The organism is Streptococcus sp. GMD3S (genome assembly GCF_000298695.2).
In the GTDB taxonomy this organism is placed as follows: Bacteria; Bacillota; Bacilli; order Lactobacillales; family Streptococcaceae; genus Streptococcus.
Genome location: NZ_AJRC02000003.1, coordinates 69,638 through 84,477, shown reverse-complemented (window position 1 = coordinate 84,477; position 14,840 = coordinate 69,638). Strand labels below are relative to the sequence as shown.

At 41.1% G+C, this 14,840-nt stretch carries 16 protein-coding genes and 1 tRNA gene; 3 read left to right on the top strand and 14 right to left on the bottom strand.

The annotated features are described in order from the left end of the window. Positions 1–55 precede the first annotated feature (55 nt). From GMD3S_RS0202270 to GMD3S_RS0202225, 9 genes are all read right to left on the bottom strand, one after another. Positions 56–487 carry a hypothetical protein gene (locus tag GMD3S_RS0202270; RefSeq protein ID WP_008278436.1) on the bottom strand — a complete coding sequence of 144 codons (432 nt, stop codon included), beginning with the start codon at positions 485–487 and terminating at the stop codon, positions 56–58. A 727-nt stretch (positions 488–1,214) separates the two neighbouring features. Continuing rightward, positions 1,215–1,637 (bottom strand): hypothetical protein, encoded by a 423-nt coding sequence (locus GMD3S_RS0202260; RefSeq protein ID WP_000805164.1) that lies wholly within the window; start codon positions 1,635–1,637, stop codon positions 1,215–1,217. A 12-nt stretch (positions 1,638–1,649) separates the two neighbouring features. Further along, the gene (locus GMD3S_RS0202255) at positions 1,650–2,072 is read right to left on the bottom strand and encodes a hypothetical protein (protein ID WP_000805166.1); all 423 of its coding nucleotides are present in this window, start codon (positions 2,070–2,072) and stop codon (positions 1,650–1,652) included. A 212-nt stretch (positions 2,073–2,284) separates the two neighbouring features. Then, positions 2,285–2,356: transfer RNA gene (locus GMD3S_RS0202250), tRNA-Arg, on the bottom strand. Positions 2,357–2,398: 42 nt separating this feature from the next. Next, a complete protein-coding gene (gene rplS / locus GMD3S_RS0202245) occupies positions 2,399–2,746 on the bottom strand; it encodes a 50S ribosomal protein L19 (RefSeq protein ID WP_001068669.1) in 348 nt (115 codons plus the stop codon). 118 nt (positions 2,747–2,864) lie between these two features. Beyond that, positions 2,865–3,194, bottom strand: a complete 330-nt coding sequence (gene crcB / locus GMD3S_RS0202240; protein WP_000237393.1) for a fluoride efflux transporter CrcB — start codon at positions 3,192–3,194, stop codon at positions 2,865–2,867. Beyond that, positions 3,188–3,562: a fluoride efflux transporter CrcB gene (crcB, locus tag GMD3S_RS0202235; protein ID WP_000712101.1), complete on the bottom strand. Its 375-nt coding sequence runs from the start codon at positions 3,560–3,562 to the stop codon at positions 3,188–3,190. The genes crcB (GMD3S_RS0202240) and crcB (GMD3S_RS0202235) overlap by 7 nt, the downstream gene beginning before the upstream one ends. Then, positions 3,559–3,825, bottom strand: a complete 267-nt coding sequence (locus tag GMD3S_RS0202230) for a chorismate mutase (RefSeq protein WP_000362498.1) — start codon at positions 3,823–3,825, stop codon at positions 3,559–3,561. The genes crcB (GMD3S_RS0202235) and GMD3S_RS0202230 overlap by 4 nt, the downstream gene beginning before the upstream one ends. A gap of 116 nt (positions 3,826–3,941) precedes the next feature. After that, positions 3,942–4,385 carry a flavodoxin gene (locus GMD3S_RS0202225; protein WP_001162125.1) on the bottom strand — a complete coding sequence of 148 codons (444 nt, stop codon included), beginning with the start codon at positions 4,383–4,385 and terminating at the stop codon, positions 3,942–3,944. A 103-nt stretch (positions 4,386–4,488) separates the two neighbouring features. Here GMD3S_RS0202225 and GMD3S_RS0202220 point away from each other — a divergent pair, with 103 nt between their 5' ends. The 3 genes from GMD3S_RS0202220 (at position 4,489) to GMD3S_RS0202210 (ending at position 6,816) form a co-directional block, all read left to right on the top strand. Next, positions 4,489–5,433 carry a DHH family phosphoesterase gene (locus tag GMD3S_RS0202220; RefSeq protein ID WP_000401790.1) on the top strand — a complete coding sequence of 315 codons (945 nt, stop codon included), beginning with the start codon at positions 4,489–4,491 and terminating at the stop codon, positions 5,431–5,433. A gap of 107 nt (positions 5,434–5,540) precedes the next feature. After that, on the top strand, positions 5,541–6,410 hold the full coding sequence (locus tag GMD3S_RS0202215; RefSeq protein WP_000414498.1) for a DUF5336 domain-containing protein: 870 nt from the start codon (positions 5,541–5,543) through the stop codon (positions 6,408–6,410). Positions 6,411–6,573: 163 nt separating this feature from the next. After that, a complete protein-coding gene (locus GMD3S_RS0202210) occupies positions 6,574–6,816 on the top strand; it encodes a type B 50S ribosomal protein L31 (RefSeq protein WP_000710762.1) in 243 nt (80 codons plus the stop codon). Between the two features lie 117 nt (positions 6,817–6,933). Here GMD3S_RS0202210 and GMD3S_RS0202205 read toward each other — a convergent pair whose 3' ends face one another. The 5 genes from GMD3S_RS0202205 to pyrR form a co-directional block, all read right to left on the bottom strand. Continuing rightward, a complete protein-coding gene (locus GMD3S_RS0202205) occupies positions 6,934–8,268 on the bottom strand; it encodes an Nramp family divalent metal transporter (RefSeq protein WP_000100513.1) in 1,335 nt (444 codons plus the stop codon). A 217-nt stretch (positions 8,269–8,485) separates the two neighbouring features. Continuing rightward, entirely contained in the window at positions 8,486–11,662 is a 3,177-nt protein-coding gene (carB, locus tag GMD3S_RS0202200; protein WP_001126419.1) for a carbamoyl-phosphate synthase large subunit, read from the bottom strand. 447 nt (positions 11,663–12,109) lie between these two features. Continuing rightward, positions 12,110–13,189, bottom strand: coding sequence for a carbamoyl phosphate synthase small subunit (locus GMD3S_RS0202195; RefSeq protein WP_000166850.1), 1,080 nt, complete (start codon positions 13,187–13,189; stop codon positions 12,110–12,112). Positions 13,190–13,238: 49 nt separating this feature from the next. Next, positions 13,239–14,162: an aspartate carbamoyltransferase catalytic subunit gene (locus GMD3S_RS0202190; RefSeq protein ID WP_001293851.1), complete on the bottom strand. Its 924-nt coding sequence runs from the start codon at positions 14,160–14,162 to the stop codon at positions 13,239–13,241. Between the two features lie 18 nt (positions 14,163–14,180). Continuing rightward, complete coding sequence (gene pyrR / locus GMD3S_RS0202185; protein WP_000850018.1) at positions 14,181–14,702, bottom strand: bifunctional pyr operon transcriptional regulator/uracil phosphoribosyltransferase PyrR; 522 nt, start codon at positions 14,700–14,702, stop codon at positions 14,181–14,183. Between the last annotated feature and the right edge of the window lie 138 nt (positions 14,703–14,840).

Genomic DNA, 14,840 nt, shown 5'->3' with positions numbered 1-14,840 from the left:
CCAAATGTCTATATTTATTCCCTATTTTGAGGCTGTTTATATGAAGTCATCCTCTTTACCATAAAGGCCAGCGCCCCGTTTCAGCATAAATCATGACTTCGTATGCTCCCCTAGAAGATTCAAATGCTCTATCCATCAGTTCTTTAGTAATAGGATAGCGAACTTCTGGCCCCATGGCTCCTCCAACTTCTTTAAAGAAGCTAATTTCGTAATAACCATCTGTCTCATATACAATAAATCCATTGCCTCTATGTACAATCGTATCCGATTGATTACAATCTTCTAACTCATCTGCTTTAGGCCAACGATGATGTTCACAATAAAACATTACTTCTAAAGAATCTTTTTCTGATTTTGAAACACGTTCTGCTAATTCCTGGCTAATGGGAAAGTTAAGCACTTCTTTCCCTCTACTCCACAGAATCTCATAATCCTTATTGTTTTTTAATACCGTACAATTTTTGTATTGCAGCATTTCTATTGTCATATACATCGACTTTCTTTACTTTTTTAATTCTTCTCTATCATAGGCAAAAAAGATCTAGTTGGTGCGAGCATTTCTTATCAAGCTCCCCATGATCTTCTTTCGCTTGTGCAAATTATTGGCTAAACACAAATAGACAATAAACAAAAGCATCGAGTGGAAAAATAATGGCAAAAAACTAGGATATAACAGGAATACGACTAAAGATACTAACAAACTAATAAAGCTACCACGAATTACGGAAGAAACAACAGCTCCACTTTTCTTTACTACTTCTAGGAATTCTAAGTACTCCAAATCTGTAAATAGAGCCGGATACAAATCCAAATCTTTCTTAAAATAGACATCCAGCAATTTCCCGAAAAGTAAGGAAAGACAAGAGAATAAAACCAAATAAAGATACTTGTGAGCAGATATACTAAAGATTGTTAATCCATTCAGAAATCTGATAAAAGGAAGAAATAGCAATACCAGAGAAAGAATAACGTACTGTTGACTCTTAGAAGTTCTTTCTGGAATCGAAAAAAACAATTTCTTTGTCTTTAAGTCATAGTAAACTAATTTGTTCTTAAACTCTCCTAGATGAACTAGTCCAGTATAATGTTTATTCTTTTCTATCATTTCCACTCCCTTTCTAACCATAATCAAATGATATAAGCTTTTTCATAGCTTCAGTGAACTGGATTAGAGCTCTCTAATATCTGGAATTCAGTTTCATTATATATCTCTTTTACTTGAGTAGCGATACATAATCATCTGGAAGTTTGCCTCTCCAGTCAATCCACATTTGCACAGCAATTGGAATTAATCTTTCAAGCTCTTCCTGAGTAAATAACTCTCTAGTTTCAGGTAAATCAATTAATGATGTCGGACTCTCTTCTATAAATCGTTTCTCACTAGCTTTCTTTTCTTCTTCCGTCGGTGGCCAACAATCGTTTTGAACCTTCCAAGATATTTCAAGTAGAGTCCGTTCTCCACTCTCTAGTAAGGTAAATAATTCTTGTGGTAATTCATAGACAACTAACCAAGAAGCTACGGTTCCCTCTTCTGAAACTAAATAATACTTGTTATCATTTCTCCAGATGGATTTTCCGTAACCTTTTACTTCTTCGAATTGGATAACATCTTCCCATTGTAGTTTTGTTGGTTTCATTTTATACCTTCCTTACTTAAGTGGTGATACATAATCATCTGGAAATTTGCCTTCAGATTCGATCCAAATCGTCTCTGCAATAGGCATTAACTCTTTTAATTCTTCTTGTGTAAAAAGTAATTGATTTTTCGGATTAGCTATCAGTATCTTTGGTCGTTCTTTGGCTCTTCCTCTTTTTATTTTATTGATTTCTTCTTCCATCGGTGGCCAACGATCGTGCTTAATCTTCCAAGATATTTCGAGTAGCGATCTCTCTCCACTTTCTAATAAGGCAAACAGCTCATTTGGTAATTTATAAACTACACGCTGAGGGGCAATTCCTCCCTCCTCATCAACATAATAAAGATGATTACCATCTCTCCAGATATGCTGACCGTAACCTTTTACCTCTTCAAATTGGATAACATCTTCCCATTGTAGTTTTGTTGGTTTCATTTGTATTTTCCCTTTTCTTATAACCCTTTCAGACTAAACTAGTAGAGCACTCATAATCTTTTTTATTTGGTATTCCAACATGATAGAACTACCTTAAAAATCAATGTTAACGTTTCCCATTATTATACCATACAAGCGCTTGATATGAGGGGTTTGCTAGTTAAAAACTAACAAAAAAACACTAGCTATCCAGTGTTTTGTTTCTAGTTTACTGCCCCCTGCAGGAATCGAACCTGCAACTACTCCTTAGGAGGGAGTTGTTATATCCATTGAACTAAGGGAGCTAGAGAAAAACCCTGCTGGGTGAGCAGAGTTTTTTAGTCGAATTAACGACGGATTTCTTTGATACGAGCTGCTTTACCTTGAAGAGCACGCAAGTAGTACAATTTCGCACGACGTACTTTACCGTAACGAACAACTTCGATCTTTTCAACACGTGGAGTGTGGATTGGGAAGATACGCTCAACACCTACACCGTTAGAGATTTTACGAACTGTGTAGTTTTCTGAGATGCCTGCACCTTTACGTGCAATAACAACACCTTCAAAAATCTGGATACGTTCACGGTTACCTTCGACAACTTTCGCGTGTACACGAACAGTGTCACCAGGACGGAATGATGGGATATCTGTACGAAGTTGACCTTCAGTCAAGCTTTGGATTAATGGATTCATTTTATTCTCCTATCTTTGTCAATCTTGAGGAACCTTCCTCAGCGGATAAACTGTATTTTTGTGCGTCCATTACACACAAGATACAGTTTACCAAATTTCCACCTAAAAGTAAAGAAATTTATAGCAGAATTCCTAAAAAAATCGCTAGAAAACCGCCTATATAAGTTAAGAGAAAATAGCTATAAAATACCTTCTTGTCACTGATTAGTCTTTGTAGCTCGTCATTCAAGGTTGAAAAGGTCGTTAACCCTCCACAAAAACCTGTCGCTAGGATGGCATAGATTTCCTTGGACTCCACATGATTGTAGAGTAGGCCGATCAAAAAACAACCTAAAAGATTGGCTATAAGCGTTCCGAGGGGCAATTTAGAAGCTTGATTATAGCGGGAAAAGAAATACCGCACCAGGGCTCCGAACCCGCAGGCGATTGCAAGATAAACGATTACCATTTCTTCCTCCCTAGAACATAAGCCAAGAGTAGACCTCCTCCAATACTCAAAAGCAGATAGATGATTAAGCTAAGATAACGCCCGGTATCAAGCAGTTTTACTGCATCAAGCATTAGGCTAGAAAAGGTTGTCAGGCCACCGCAAAAACCCGTCCCCAGCGCCAAAATTAAGCCTTTACTAGTTCCCTTATGGGCCAGATAGCCTTTTACCAGATAGACCAGGCAGAATATTCCCAGATAGTTGACAAGGAGGGTACCCCAAGGAAAGTCGGGACTGGCTGGTAACCAAGTAGAAACCAGGTAGCGGACAAGGCCTCCCAACATAGCAGCCAGAAAAATCCCGAGCGGATAAAATTGTTCTTTTTTCATTTGATGTTTTGATCCTGATAATCACGCGAACGTTTGAGAATGTCTGAAAAAGTCGCAACAATGGTCTCCTGGTAGCGCTTATCTTCTACTCGATTTTTGACCTTTTCAAAAATGATTTCTTCTCGCTTGGAATCTAAAATAGGTTTTCCTGAGGCTTTCTTATAGGCAACTACTCCCTCAACCAAATGCATCCGTTCTTCTAGGAGCTTGACGATTTGGTCGTCGATTTGATCAATTTCTTGCCGAATAGTATCTAAATCCATAGTGTCTCCTCCTTTATTTGAATTATTGTATCAAAAAGCCACCAAATAGGCTAGTAAAATCCCAAAAAACTAATAAAAAAACGCACTGACTTCTTCCAGTCAGCGCAGTTTGATTCTTATCCTACTTTTGCAGCCAATTCTTCTGCGAATTGTTCCAAACGTTCGATGTCTTCTTCTTCGGCAGAGAGGTCCACTTTAACACACTCTGAACCTTTTTCAGCTCCTGTCGCTACAAATACACGATCAAAGTCATCAACAGCCTTACAGAATTCGTCGTAGAAGGTATCTCCTGAACCGACCACTCCGTAGATTTTGCCATTCAAGTTGAGATCAGCTAGGTCTTCGTAGAAGTCCATCATCTCATCTGGCAATTCTCCATCTCCGTAAGTGTAAGTCGCAACAATTGCGATATCCGCTTCCAAGAAGTCTGAAGCGTCAACAGTCGTACATTCATCAACATCGACATCCAAGCCCAAGTCACGCAATTTATCTGCTACAATATCTGCAATTTCTTCGGTATTACCGGTCATACTGGCAAATACAATTTTTGCTAATGCCATATCGTCCTCCTCAATTTATCTTTCTCCATTATATCATATCTTTTTCATTTTAAAAATAAAAATTCTTGTGCTACAATGAAATGAGAAAGAATTGAGGTTACTTATGGAAATTTGCCAGCAAATTTTAGAGAAAATCAAAGAATACGATACCATTATCATTCATCGTCATATGAAACCAGATCCAGATGCCTTAGGGAGTCAGGTAGGTTTAAAAGCTCTTCTCACACACCATTTTCCAGAAAAGACCATCAAAGCAGTCGGTTATAACGAACCAACTCTAACCTGGATGGCGGAAATGGATACTGTCCAAGACAATGACTACCAAGGAGCTCTTGCTATTATTTGTGATACAGCGAATCGCCCTCGTATCGATGATAAACGCTACGAACAAGCTAATTTCACCATCAAAATCGATCACCATCCAAATGATGACATCTATGGTGACCTATCTTGGGTGGATACAAGTTCAAGCAGCGCCAGTGAGATGATTGCATTATTTGCTCAAGAAAATCAGCTAACTTTGTCTAGTGAAGCGGCACGACTTCTCTATGCAGGAATTGTCGGGGACACAGGGCGTTTTCTCTACCCTTCAACCAGTGCCCGTACCTTTAGAATAGCTGGCCAGCTCCGAGAAATTGATTTTGACTTTGCTGGACTGTCTCGTCAAATGGATACCATGAGCTTCAAGATTGCAAAACTGCAAGGGTATGTCTATGATCATTTAGAAGTTGATGAGAATGGAGCTGCACGCGTTCTACTTACTCAAGACACCTTGGAAAAATATAAGGTTACGGATGCTGAAACAGCTGCAATTGTCGGAGCACCTGGCCGAATTGATACTGTTAAGGCTTGGGCTATCTTTGTTGAACAAGCTGATGGTCACTTCCGTGTGCGTATGCGCAGTAAAATCACTCCTATCAATGAGATTGCCAAACGACACGACGGAGGAGGGCATCCATTAGCCAGTGGCGCCAATTCCTATAGTCTAGAAGAAAACGAACAAATATACAAAGAACTAAAAGAGGCCCTACAGATGCACCAAGGCTAAGAAAGAATTTTCTTGGCCTTTTATATGCTAGTTTCTTAAAATATACGGTTTCTTTGTACCTCAGTTTATGGTATAATAAATCAAACTGAATAAAAGGAGACATAATAATGGAAAAAAATCGTTTGTATATTCTCATTTCTGCTGGAGTAGCAATCCTTGGTTCACTCTTGCCATGGGCTAGTTTAAATGCAGGTTCTTTTGGGTCCTATAGTGTGAATGGTTACCAAGGTGATGGGTGGTTTGTCATTATCGCGGCTATTGTGTCTATTGTTCTTGCGTGCTTGAATAACATGAATAAAGCAATGCCTAAAGGGTTCTCAATTGGTGTCATTGTTGCGGGTGCAATTGCAACTCTCGTCACACTAAATAGTCTCTTTAATGTAAATAAGTACATGTCTAACTTTGGTGGATATGGCATTTCAATCGGCTTTGGTTTGATTTTGGCTATTCTTGCTAGCATTGCACTAGTTGTAACTGGTCTCTTGGCAATGTCAGGTGGTAAAATTACAAAAGAATCATTTACTGAATTAGCTGAGTCTGGTAAAGATTTTGCTCAAACTGTCGGACGTGTAACAAGCTCTACCGTTAAAACTGCAGTCGAAGAAATCAAAAAAGAATCCCAAGAACGTAAAAAAGAAGAAACTACAGCTGATAAAACAGAGACAGCTAAAGAGGAAACCGAGCAAAAAGAAGAATCTAAGGAACCAGCTAATGTGGAAGCTGAATCAGCAGCAGAAAATGCAGAACCAGTAAAAGAAGAAACTACTGAATCTGAATCTGAAACAAAAACAGAAGCTGAGCCAGTAGCCGAACCAACTGAAACAGAGGCTGAAGCTGAAACTGTAACAGAATCAACAGAAACAGAACCTACTGAAACTGAAAAAGAGGCTAAATCAGCAGAAGAAAACGCAGAACCAGTAAAAGAAACAGAAGTAAAAAATCAACAAGAAGAAAAAGCTCCAAATCAAGAGAACTAATCATTCTTCTACCCTCACTCCAGTAAACACTGGAGTGATTTTTTATCAAGATTTTTAATAAAATCAGGGAAAAGACTTGCCAAACTTATCAGAATCTGATAGACTAGTATAGTAACAATCTATGGCTCGCAAAGAGACCATGGCAGAAAGGAAATATTGCAAAATGAAAAAAGATATCCATCCAGAATATCGCCCAGTTGTCTTCATGGACACAACTACTGGTTACAAATTCCTTAGCGGTTCAACAAAACGCTCTAACGAAACTGTTGAGTTCGAAGGCGAAACTTACCCATTGATCCGTGTGGAAATTTCATCAGACTCACACCCATTCTACACTGGACGTCAAAAGTTCACTCAAGCAGATGGACGCGTGGATCGTTTCAACAAAAAATACGGTCTCAAATAATGATAAAAAAGAACAGTTACCACTGTTCTTTTTTTGTACTTCTTTTTATGAACCAATCACTACTACTTTCTATGTTGTCAACCTTCACGCTGACACTATAATTGATTTCAAACGAGGTTAAAAAATATCAAAAAGAAGCTTGATATTGAGAATGGTCAAGATGATTGAAACTGCGTAACCTAGGATGGTGTTCCACTTGGCATTAGTGAATTCTCCCATCAGTGACTTCTTAGAGGTCAGATAGATTAAGGGGAAGATTGAAAACGGAAGAGCGATTGACAGAAATACCTGTGAATAGACCAATAACTGATCCAAGGTTTTTTCTTGATGTCCAAACAAAACGGCAACAATAATCACAGGGAGTAAGGCAAAAATCCGTGTACCGATACGGATAATCCACTGAGGTAATTTCAGATGCAAGAAACCTTCCATGACAATCTGTCCTGTCAAAGTACCTGTAATGGTCGAATTTTGACCACTTGCTAAGAGGGCTAGGGCAAATAAAGTTGACAGAGTTGAACTAGCTATCGCTCCTGCTATCTTCGAATCCTGTAAAGCATTGTACATTTGAGAAAAAGCTGAAATTTCAGATGCATGACCAAAAAAGAGAGATGCCCCTAAAATGAGAAGCAAGGAATTGACAATAAAGGCTAGGGACAACTGAAGATTTGAATCCCAGGTCATAAAACGCACGGCTTTTCGAACATCCTTCTTATCTTTGTGATTGATTTTCCTTGTTTGGGATAGGGATGAATGAAGATAGAGATTATGGGGCATGACTGTCGCCCCCACAATTCCTAAAGCCAAGGTCAATTGGCTTTCATGACCTGGTAATGGTGTTTCAAATAATGTTGGAGTCGGTAAATAACCACCAAAAATACCCTGAATACTTGGATTGGATAAAGCCACCAGATAGGTAAAGATGGCTAATATGGTTAAAATAAGGGTCGTAACAATGGCTTCAATCTTTTTGAAGCCAAATTTCATCAACAACAACAAAAGAAATACGTCTAAAACGGTTAAGAGGATAGCGACCATAATTGGTATTTTAAATAAAAGATTTAAGGCAATCGCTGAGCCTAGAACCTCAGCTAAGTCGGTCGCCATTAAAGCTAATTCTAAAATCACCCATAAACTATAACGAAGCCACTTGGGAGCATGATGTGCAGTTGCCTGTGCTAGGTCCATCCTAGTTACGATACCGAGCTTTCCAGCCATCTGTTGTAGTTGCATGGCAATGATGGATGAAATCAAAATAACAAATAAGAGACTATATTTGTAGGAGGCACCACCAACCACACTGGTAATCCAGTTTCCAGGATCCATATAACCAACTGCTACAAGGGCTCCAGGTCCTAAGAATGCTTTTAGATTTTGCCAAAAATGATTGTTATTGGGAGTTTCAATAGATTGATTGATCTCAGAAAGAGAGACTTTTTTGTAAGAAGACATCGGAATTTTACACTTTCTAATCTGTCTTTACCTATTTTCTTAATGGAGTTTTTGAAAATATCATGAAAATAGTTTCCTATTTCCAATTCTTCCTTATTATATCACATTTTAGAATGATTCCTAAGAAAACAAATGATAGTTGAAATAAACAATATCAGTATTGTAAAAGCCAGCGTTTTCTGACGCTGGCTTTAAAACTGTGAAAATTCTGTCTCAACTAGATCGCTTCTGTGACAAAACTACGGCTTTCTAGCACCTTGAGCATGGCATTAGCTGTATCTAGGGCTGTAAAGAGTGGCACACCGTGTTCAATGGCTGAACGACGGATTTGCTCACCATCTTCGTCAGCAGTTCGTTTGGTTCCAACAGTATTGATGATCGCTTGGATTTTCCCTTTGCGGACAAAGCTTGGGATATCCTGTTCATCGTCACCAATCTTACCAACAGGTTGGGCTTGAAGTCCATGACTGGCAAAGAAGGCTGCTGTCCCTTCTGTCGCAAGGATACCATAACCGATATTTTGGAAACGACGAGCCAAGTCCAAGGCTTCATCTTTGGCATCATCAGCAATGGTAAAGACAACATTTCCAAAGGTTGGCAAGTGCAGGTAAGAAGCTTCAAAAGCCTTATAGAGAGCTTTTTCAAGAGTAGTATCAGAACCCATGACTTCCCCTGTTGACTTCATTTCAGGACCGAGCAAGCTATCTACCTTTGCTAGTTTCGTAAAGGAGAAGACTGGTGCCTTGATATGGACGCGAGCACTTTCAGGATAAAGTCCATCTTGGTAGCCCAGTTCTTCAAGACTTTGACCAAGAATGAGCTTAGTAGCTACCTGAGCCATAGGAATATTGGTTACCTTAGAAAGGAATGGAACCGTACGGCTGGCACGTGGATTGACCTCAATAACATAGACTTTCTCATCCTTGATGACAAACTGAATGTTCATCATCCCAAGACAGTTAAGACCTATTGCTAGACGTTTGGTATAGTCTGCGATGGTTTCCTGCACCTTTTGCGACAAGGTTTGTGGTGGATAAACGGCCATTGAGTCACCTGAGTGGACACCGGCACGTTCGATGTGCTCCATGATACCAGGGATGAGGACATTTTCTCCGTCTGAGATGGCATCAACTTCACACTCTTGCCCAACGATGTAAGAGTCAACAAGAACTGGGTGGTCTGGACTAGCCTTAACAGCTGTACGCATGTAAGAACGAAGATCTTCCTCATTTTCTACGATTTCCATGGCACGTCCACCTAAGACATAAGATGGGCGAACGAGGACTGGGAAGCCAATTTTGCGAGCAGCAAGCACCGCTTCTTCTTCATTAGTTGCTGTTTGGCCAGGTGGCTGTGGAATATCCAAATCTTTAAGCGCTTGTTCAAAGAGGTCACGGTCTTCGGCACGGTCTAGGTCAGCAACCTGTGTACCAAGGATGGTCACACCTGCTTTTGCCAATGGCTCTGCAAGGTTGATAGCTGTTTGACCACCAAACTGAACGATGACGCCTTTTGGTTGCTCAAGATCAATGACATTCATGACATCTTCGAATGTCAATGGTTCAAAGTAGAGCTTATCAGACACAGAGAAGTCCGTAGAAACGGTCTCTGGGTTTGAGTTCATGATAATAGCTTCATAACCAGCAGCCTGGATAGCCTTAACTGAGTGAACAGTTGCGTAGTCAAACTCAACCCCTTGTCCGATACGGATTGGACCTGAACCTAGGACTAGGACAGATTCCTTATCAGACTTGATAGACTCATTTTCCCAGCCATAGGTTGAATAGAAATATGGTGTTTCAGAGTCAAACTCCGCCGCACAAGTATCGACCATCTTGTAGACTGGGACAATCTTGTTTTCCAAGCGAAGTTGACGAACTTGGTCAGCTGTTGTTTTCCATAGTTCAGCAATCTTACGATCTGAGAAGCCATTTAGTTTAGCTGTTTTCAAAACGTCTAGATCTTGTGGATGAGCACCCAATTCTTGCTCAATTTCAAAGATATGCAAGAGTTTATCCAGATAGAAGATATCAATCTTGGTCAATTCAGCAATTTCTTCTGGTGTGTAACCACGGCGAATAGCTTCTGATACGTAGAAGAGACGGTCATCTTGAGCCTTGACAACCTTTTCAATCAAAGCATCATCTGAAACCGCTGCAAGTTCAGGCATTTCATTGTGGTGAACGCCAATTTCAAGGGAGCGACAGGCCTTAAGGAGAGATTCTTCGATGTTTCGACCGATAGCCATGACTTCTCCGGTGGCCTTCATCTGTGTCCCAAGACGGCGCTCACCTTTTTCAAACTTGTCAAATGGGAAACGTGGAATCTTAGCAACCACGTAGTCAAGGGCTGGTTCAAACATGGCATAGGTTGAACCCGTGACTGGGTTAATAACCTCATCCAAGGTCAAACCGACGGCAATCTTAGCAGCCAATTTAGCAATTGGGTAACCAGTTGCCTTAGAAGCAAGGGCTGACGAACGCGATACACGAGGGTTTACTTCGATGACATAGTACTTGAAGCTGTGGGGATCAAGGGCCAGCTGAACGTTACACCCACCTTCAATCTTGAGGGCGCGAATAATGCTCAAGCTCGCGTCACGTAGCATTTGGTTTTCATAGTCAGACATGGTTTGCGCAGGGGCGAATACGATGGAATCCCCTGTGTGAATCCCCACTGGGTCAAAGTTTTCCATGTTACAAACAACGAGGGCATTGTCAGCTGAATCGCGCATGACTTCGTACTCGATTTCCTTGAAACCTGCGATTGAACGTTCAATCAAACATTGGGTAACAGGTGACAATTTCAACCCATTTTCAGCGATTTCACGTAGTTCTTCCTCGTTGGCACACATACCACCACCAGTACCACCTAGGGTAAAGGCTGGACGAACGATGACTGGGTAGCCAATTGTCGCTGCAAAGGCAACTGCTTCTTCTACTGTGTTGACAATTTCAGATTCTGGAATTGGTTGTTCAAGCTCTTCCATCAATTGTTTAAAGAGGTCACGGTCCTCTGCTTGGTCGATGGCAGACAATTTAGTACCCAGAAGTTCTACTCCAAGCTCATCTAGAATTCCATTTTTAGACAATTCCATGGCCATATTGAGCCCTGTTTGGCCTCCAAGAGTTGGAAGCAAGGCATCTGGACGTTCCTTACGGAGAATACGTGTCACAAACTCGAGTGTGATCGGTTCGATGTAGACCTTGTCCGCAATCTCCTTGTCCGTCATGATGGTGGCAGGGTTTGAGTTCACCAAGACAACTTCATAACCTTCCTCTTTCAAAGACAAGCAGGCCTGGGTCCCCGCGTAGTCAAACTCAGCAGCCTGACCAATAATAATTGGACCAGAACCAATCACCATAATTTTTTGAATATCAGTACGTTTAGGCATAGTTTATGATACAAAGCCCGTAAAGAACACAGTGAAAATAGGAAACTCGGTGCAGACGCCTTTAGCGTCAAGACGATGTTTATCTTTTTCACACAGTTCTTAGGGCGTGTTCACTTCCGCGAACAATGTATCTTCTCCTTTCTATTCGGCAACTCTCTGGTTGCCATTAAATAAATTCTCCGACGATTTTTTAGAGAAACGATATTTTTCGATAAAAAATCTAGTGCAGGGAGTTTTTAGTTCGCCTGATAGCGACTAAAAGAAACGACCTGCCTTTCTATTCGTCGCCTCACAGAGCGACATTAAATAAGATACAAAGGACGAATAGAAAGCGACTGAATTTTAGGGAACCAAGGAAGGATTGACAATCCAAGTTGGTTTCTCTAAATTCCGAGCTTTCCGTCCGTGTTCAGTTACATAAATTCTCCGACGAGCTTTTGCTCGTTCTTAGTTTACTTGTTTAAAAGCTTCCATCATCTCGATAAATTCGTCAAAGAGGTAGCTAGCGTCGTGTGGGCCGGGAGCTGCATCTGGGTGGAATTGAACAGAGAAACCTGGTTGGTATCTGTGGCGAACTCCTTCAACTGACTTGTCATTGATTTCTTCGTGGGTAATGATCAAATGCTCTGGCAAGTCCTCACGGCTAACTGCATAACCGTGGTTTTGGCTGGTAAAGTCTACGCGTCCTGTTGCAATTTCACGTACCGCGTGGTTAAATCCACGGTGACCAAATTTCATCTTGTAGGTCTTCGCCCCGTTTGCCATGGCAAATAGTTGGTGTCCCATACAAATACCGAAAATTGGAATTTTCCCTTGCACACCACGAATCATGTCTAGTGCTTCTGGAACATCTTCTGGGTTACCTGGACCATTTGACAACATAACTCCATCAGGATTTAGGTGGAGAATTTCTTCCGCTGTTGTTGAATAAGGAACAACCGTAACGTTACAGTTACGCTTAGAAAGTTCACGTAAGATTGAGTGCTTGAGACCAAAGTCTACTAAGACCACACTCAAACCAACTCCTGGAGCTGGATAGGAAGTTTTAGTAGAAACCTGTTTGATATTGTCTGTTGGCAAGACTGTTGCTTGGAGCTGGTCCGTCACATGGTCCATACTGTCCCCGACGTGAGTCAAGGTTGCACGCATCGTACCATGCTTACGGATAATCTTAGTAAGGGCACGCGTATCAATCCCTGAAATACCTGGAATTTTCTTGGCTTTCAAAAATTCATCCAAGGTCATTTGGTTGCGCCAGTTGCTAGCTCGACGCGCCTCTTCAAAAACGACAACTCCCTTACAAGTTGGAATGATGGATTCATAATCATCACGGTTAATGCCATAATTTCCTACCAAAGGATAAGTAAAGGTCAAGATTTGTCCATTATAAGACTGGTCTGTAATGGATTCTTGGTAGCCGGTCATCCCTGTATTAAAGACGATTTCGCCTGTTACATCAATATCTGCTCCGAAGGCCTTGCCTTCAAAAACTGTACCATCTTCTAATACTAGAAGTCTTTTTGTCATATTTTCACCTCTCGTGGACGCTCACTGGCGTCTTTTAACGTCTTGTGTTTTAGTTGGCGTTTCTACTCGCCAATACGGATTCTAAGATTGCCATTCGAACAAAGACACCATTGGTCATTTGTTGGACAATGCGTGATTTTGGCGCTTCAACCAAGTGGTCAGCAATTTCCACATCTCGATTCACTGGAGCAGGATGCATAATGATTGCTGTTTCTTTTAAGCGATTATAGCGTTCTTGGTTCAAGCCGTGTTGAGCATGGTAGTCTTCTTTTGAAAAAACAGCTCCACTTTCATGGCGTTCATGTTGAACGCGGAGTAACATCAAAACATCCACCTGATCAACAATCTCATCAATAGTTACAAACTGTCCATAGTCCGCAAACTCTTGACTTCTCCATTCCTCAGGTCCTGCAAAGTACAGTTCAGCTCCCAAGCGTTTCAAAATTTGCATATTGGATTTGGCAACGCGTGAGTGGTCCAAGTCGCCTGCAATAGCAACCTTGAGACCCTCAAAGTGGCCAAATTCCTCATAAATAGTCATCAAATCAAGCAAGCTCTGGCTAGGATGTTGTCCCGAGCCATCACCACCATTAATAATAGAAGTTGTAATCGACGGACTCGCAATCAACTCTCTGTAATAGTCGACCTCTGGGTGGCGAATCACACAGACATCCACTCCTAGAGCAGATAGGGTCAAGATAGTGTCATACAGTGTCTCACCCTTATTAACCGAACTAGTCTTCACATCAAAGTCCAGTCGCTCCAAGCCTAGCTTAATCTCTGCCACTTCAAAGGACTTATGTGTCCGTGTAGAATCCTCAAAGAAAAGATTCGATACGATAAGTTTGTTCTCGTAGGGAAGTTGGGCTCCGTTTTTAAACTCGATCCCTCGTTTAATCAATTTCATCACTTGATCAACTGTGAGGTCTTCCATGGAAACCACATGGTTCAATGCTTGTTGATTTTCTGACATGGCTACTCCTTCAGCTTTCTAAGCTTCTTCAGTAATCAGAACTCTGTCTTGGCCATCAAGTTCTGTCATCTCTACGATGATTTCTTCAGAACGACTGGTTGGGATATTTTTCCCAACGTAATCTGGACGGATAGGCAATTCTCTATGTCCACGGTCAACTAGCACCGCAAGACTCACGCGCGCAGGACGACCATGGCCGACAATGTTATCAATAGCAGCACGGATAGTACGGCCTGTATAGAGTACATCATCCACCAAGATAACCTCACGGTCAGTCACATCAACAGAAATCAAAGAAGTATCTTCTCCGCTTTTAACATCATCACGGAAAGGTTTGGTGTCCAATTCCACAACAGGAACTGTGATGTTTTCCAACTGCTCCAAGCGTTCTTTGATACGATGAGCGATGAAAACACCACGCGTTTTTATCCCTGCTAGGATAATCTTATTCAAATCTTTATTGCGCTCGATAATCTCATAAGTAATTCGCGTAATCGCTCGTTTGACAGTCAATTCGTCTACAACTTCTTTTGTCTTCATGACAAACCTCCAAAAAGAAAAGTCTCCTTCTACAAGGAGACTTGAAATGTATGGCCAAGCGAGCCCAACTATAAACAGTATAGACTTCACCCTTCTACTTTATCGCGCTCCTTGCCTGCCTCACGGGACAGGTTTAAA

Excerpts from the sequence above, each read along its gene's own strand:
- GMD3S_RS0202270 (WP_008278436.1), bottom strand. The coding sequence starts at position 487 with ATGACAATAGAAATGCTGCAATACAAAAATTGTACGGTATTAAAAAAC.
- GMD3S_RS0202260 (WP_000805164.1), bottom strand. The coding sequence starts at position 1,637 with ATGAAACCAACAAAACTACAATGGGAAGATGTTATCCAATTCGAAGAA.
- GMD3S_RS0202255 (WP_000805166.1), bottom strand. The coding sequence starts at position 2,072 with ATGAAACCAACAAAACTACAATGGGAAGATGTTATCCAATTTGAAGAG.
- rplS (WP_001068669.1), bottom strand. The coding sequence starts at position 2,746 with ATGAATCCATTAATCCAAAGCTTGACTGAAGGTCAACTTCGTACAGAT.
- crcB (WP_000237393.1), bottom strand. The coding sequence starts at position 3,194 with ATGGTAATCGTTTATCTTGCAATCGCCTGCGGGTTCGGAGCCCTGGTG.
- crcB (WP_000712101.1), bottom strand. The coding sequence starts at position 3,562 with ATGAAAAAAGAACAATTTTATCCGCTCGGGATTTTTCTGGCTGCTATG.
- GMD3S_RS0202230 (WP_000362498.1), bottom strand. The coding sequence starts at position 3,825 with ATGGATTTAGATACTATTCGGCAAGAAATTGATCAAATCGACGACCAA.
- GMD3S_RS0202225 (WP_001162125.1), bottom strand. The coding sequence starts at position 4,385 with ATGGCATTAGCAAAAATTGTATTTGCCAGTATGACCGGTAATACCGAA.
- GMD3S_RS0202220 (WP_000401790.1), top strand. The coding sequence starts at position 4,489 with ATGGAAATTTGCCAGCAAATTTTAGAGAAAATCAAAGAATACGATACC.
- GMD3S_RS0202215 (WP_000414498.1), top strand. The coding sequence starts at position 5,541 with ATGGAAAAAAATCGTTTGTATATTCTCATTTCTGCTGGAGTAGCAATC.
- GMD3S_RS0202210 (WP_000710762.1), top strand. The coding sequence starts at position 6,574 with ATGAAAAAAGATATCCATCCAGAATATCGCCCAGTTGTCTTCATGGAC.
- GMD3S_RS0202205 (WP_000100513.1), bottom strand. The coding sequence starts at position 8,268 with ATGTCTTCTTACAAAAAAGTCTCTCTTTCTGAGATCAATCAATCTATT.
- carB (WP_001126419.1), bottom strand. The coding sequence starts at position 11,662 with ATGCCTAAACGTACTGATATTCAAAAAATTATGGTGATTGGTTCTGGT.
- GMD3S_RS0202195 (WP_000166850.1), bottom strand. The coding sequence starts at position 13,189 with ATGACAAAAAGACTTCTAGTATTAGAAGATGGTACAGTTTTTGAAGGC.
- GMD3S_RS0202190 (WP_001293851.1), bottom strand. The coding sequence starts at position 14,162 with ATGTCAGAAAATCAACAAGCATTGAACCATGTGGTTTCCATGGAAGAC.
- pyrR (WP_000850018.1), bottom strand. The coding sequence starts at position 14,702 with ATGAAGACAAAAGAAGTTGTAGACGAATTGACTGTCAAACGAGCGATT.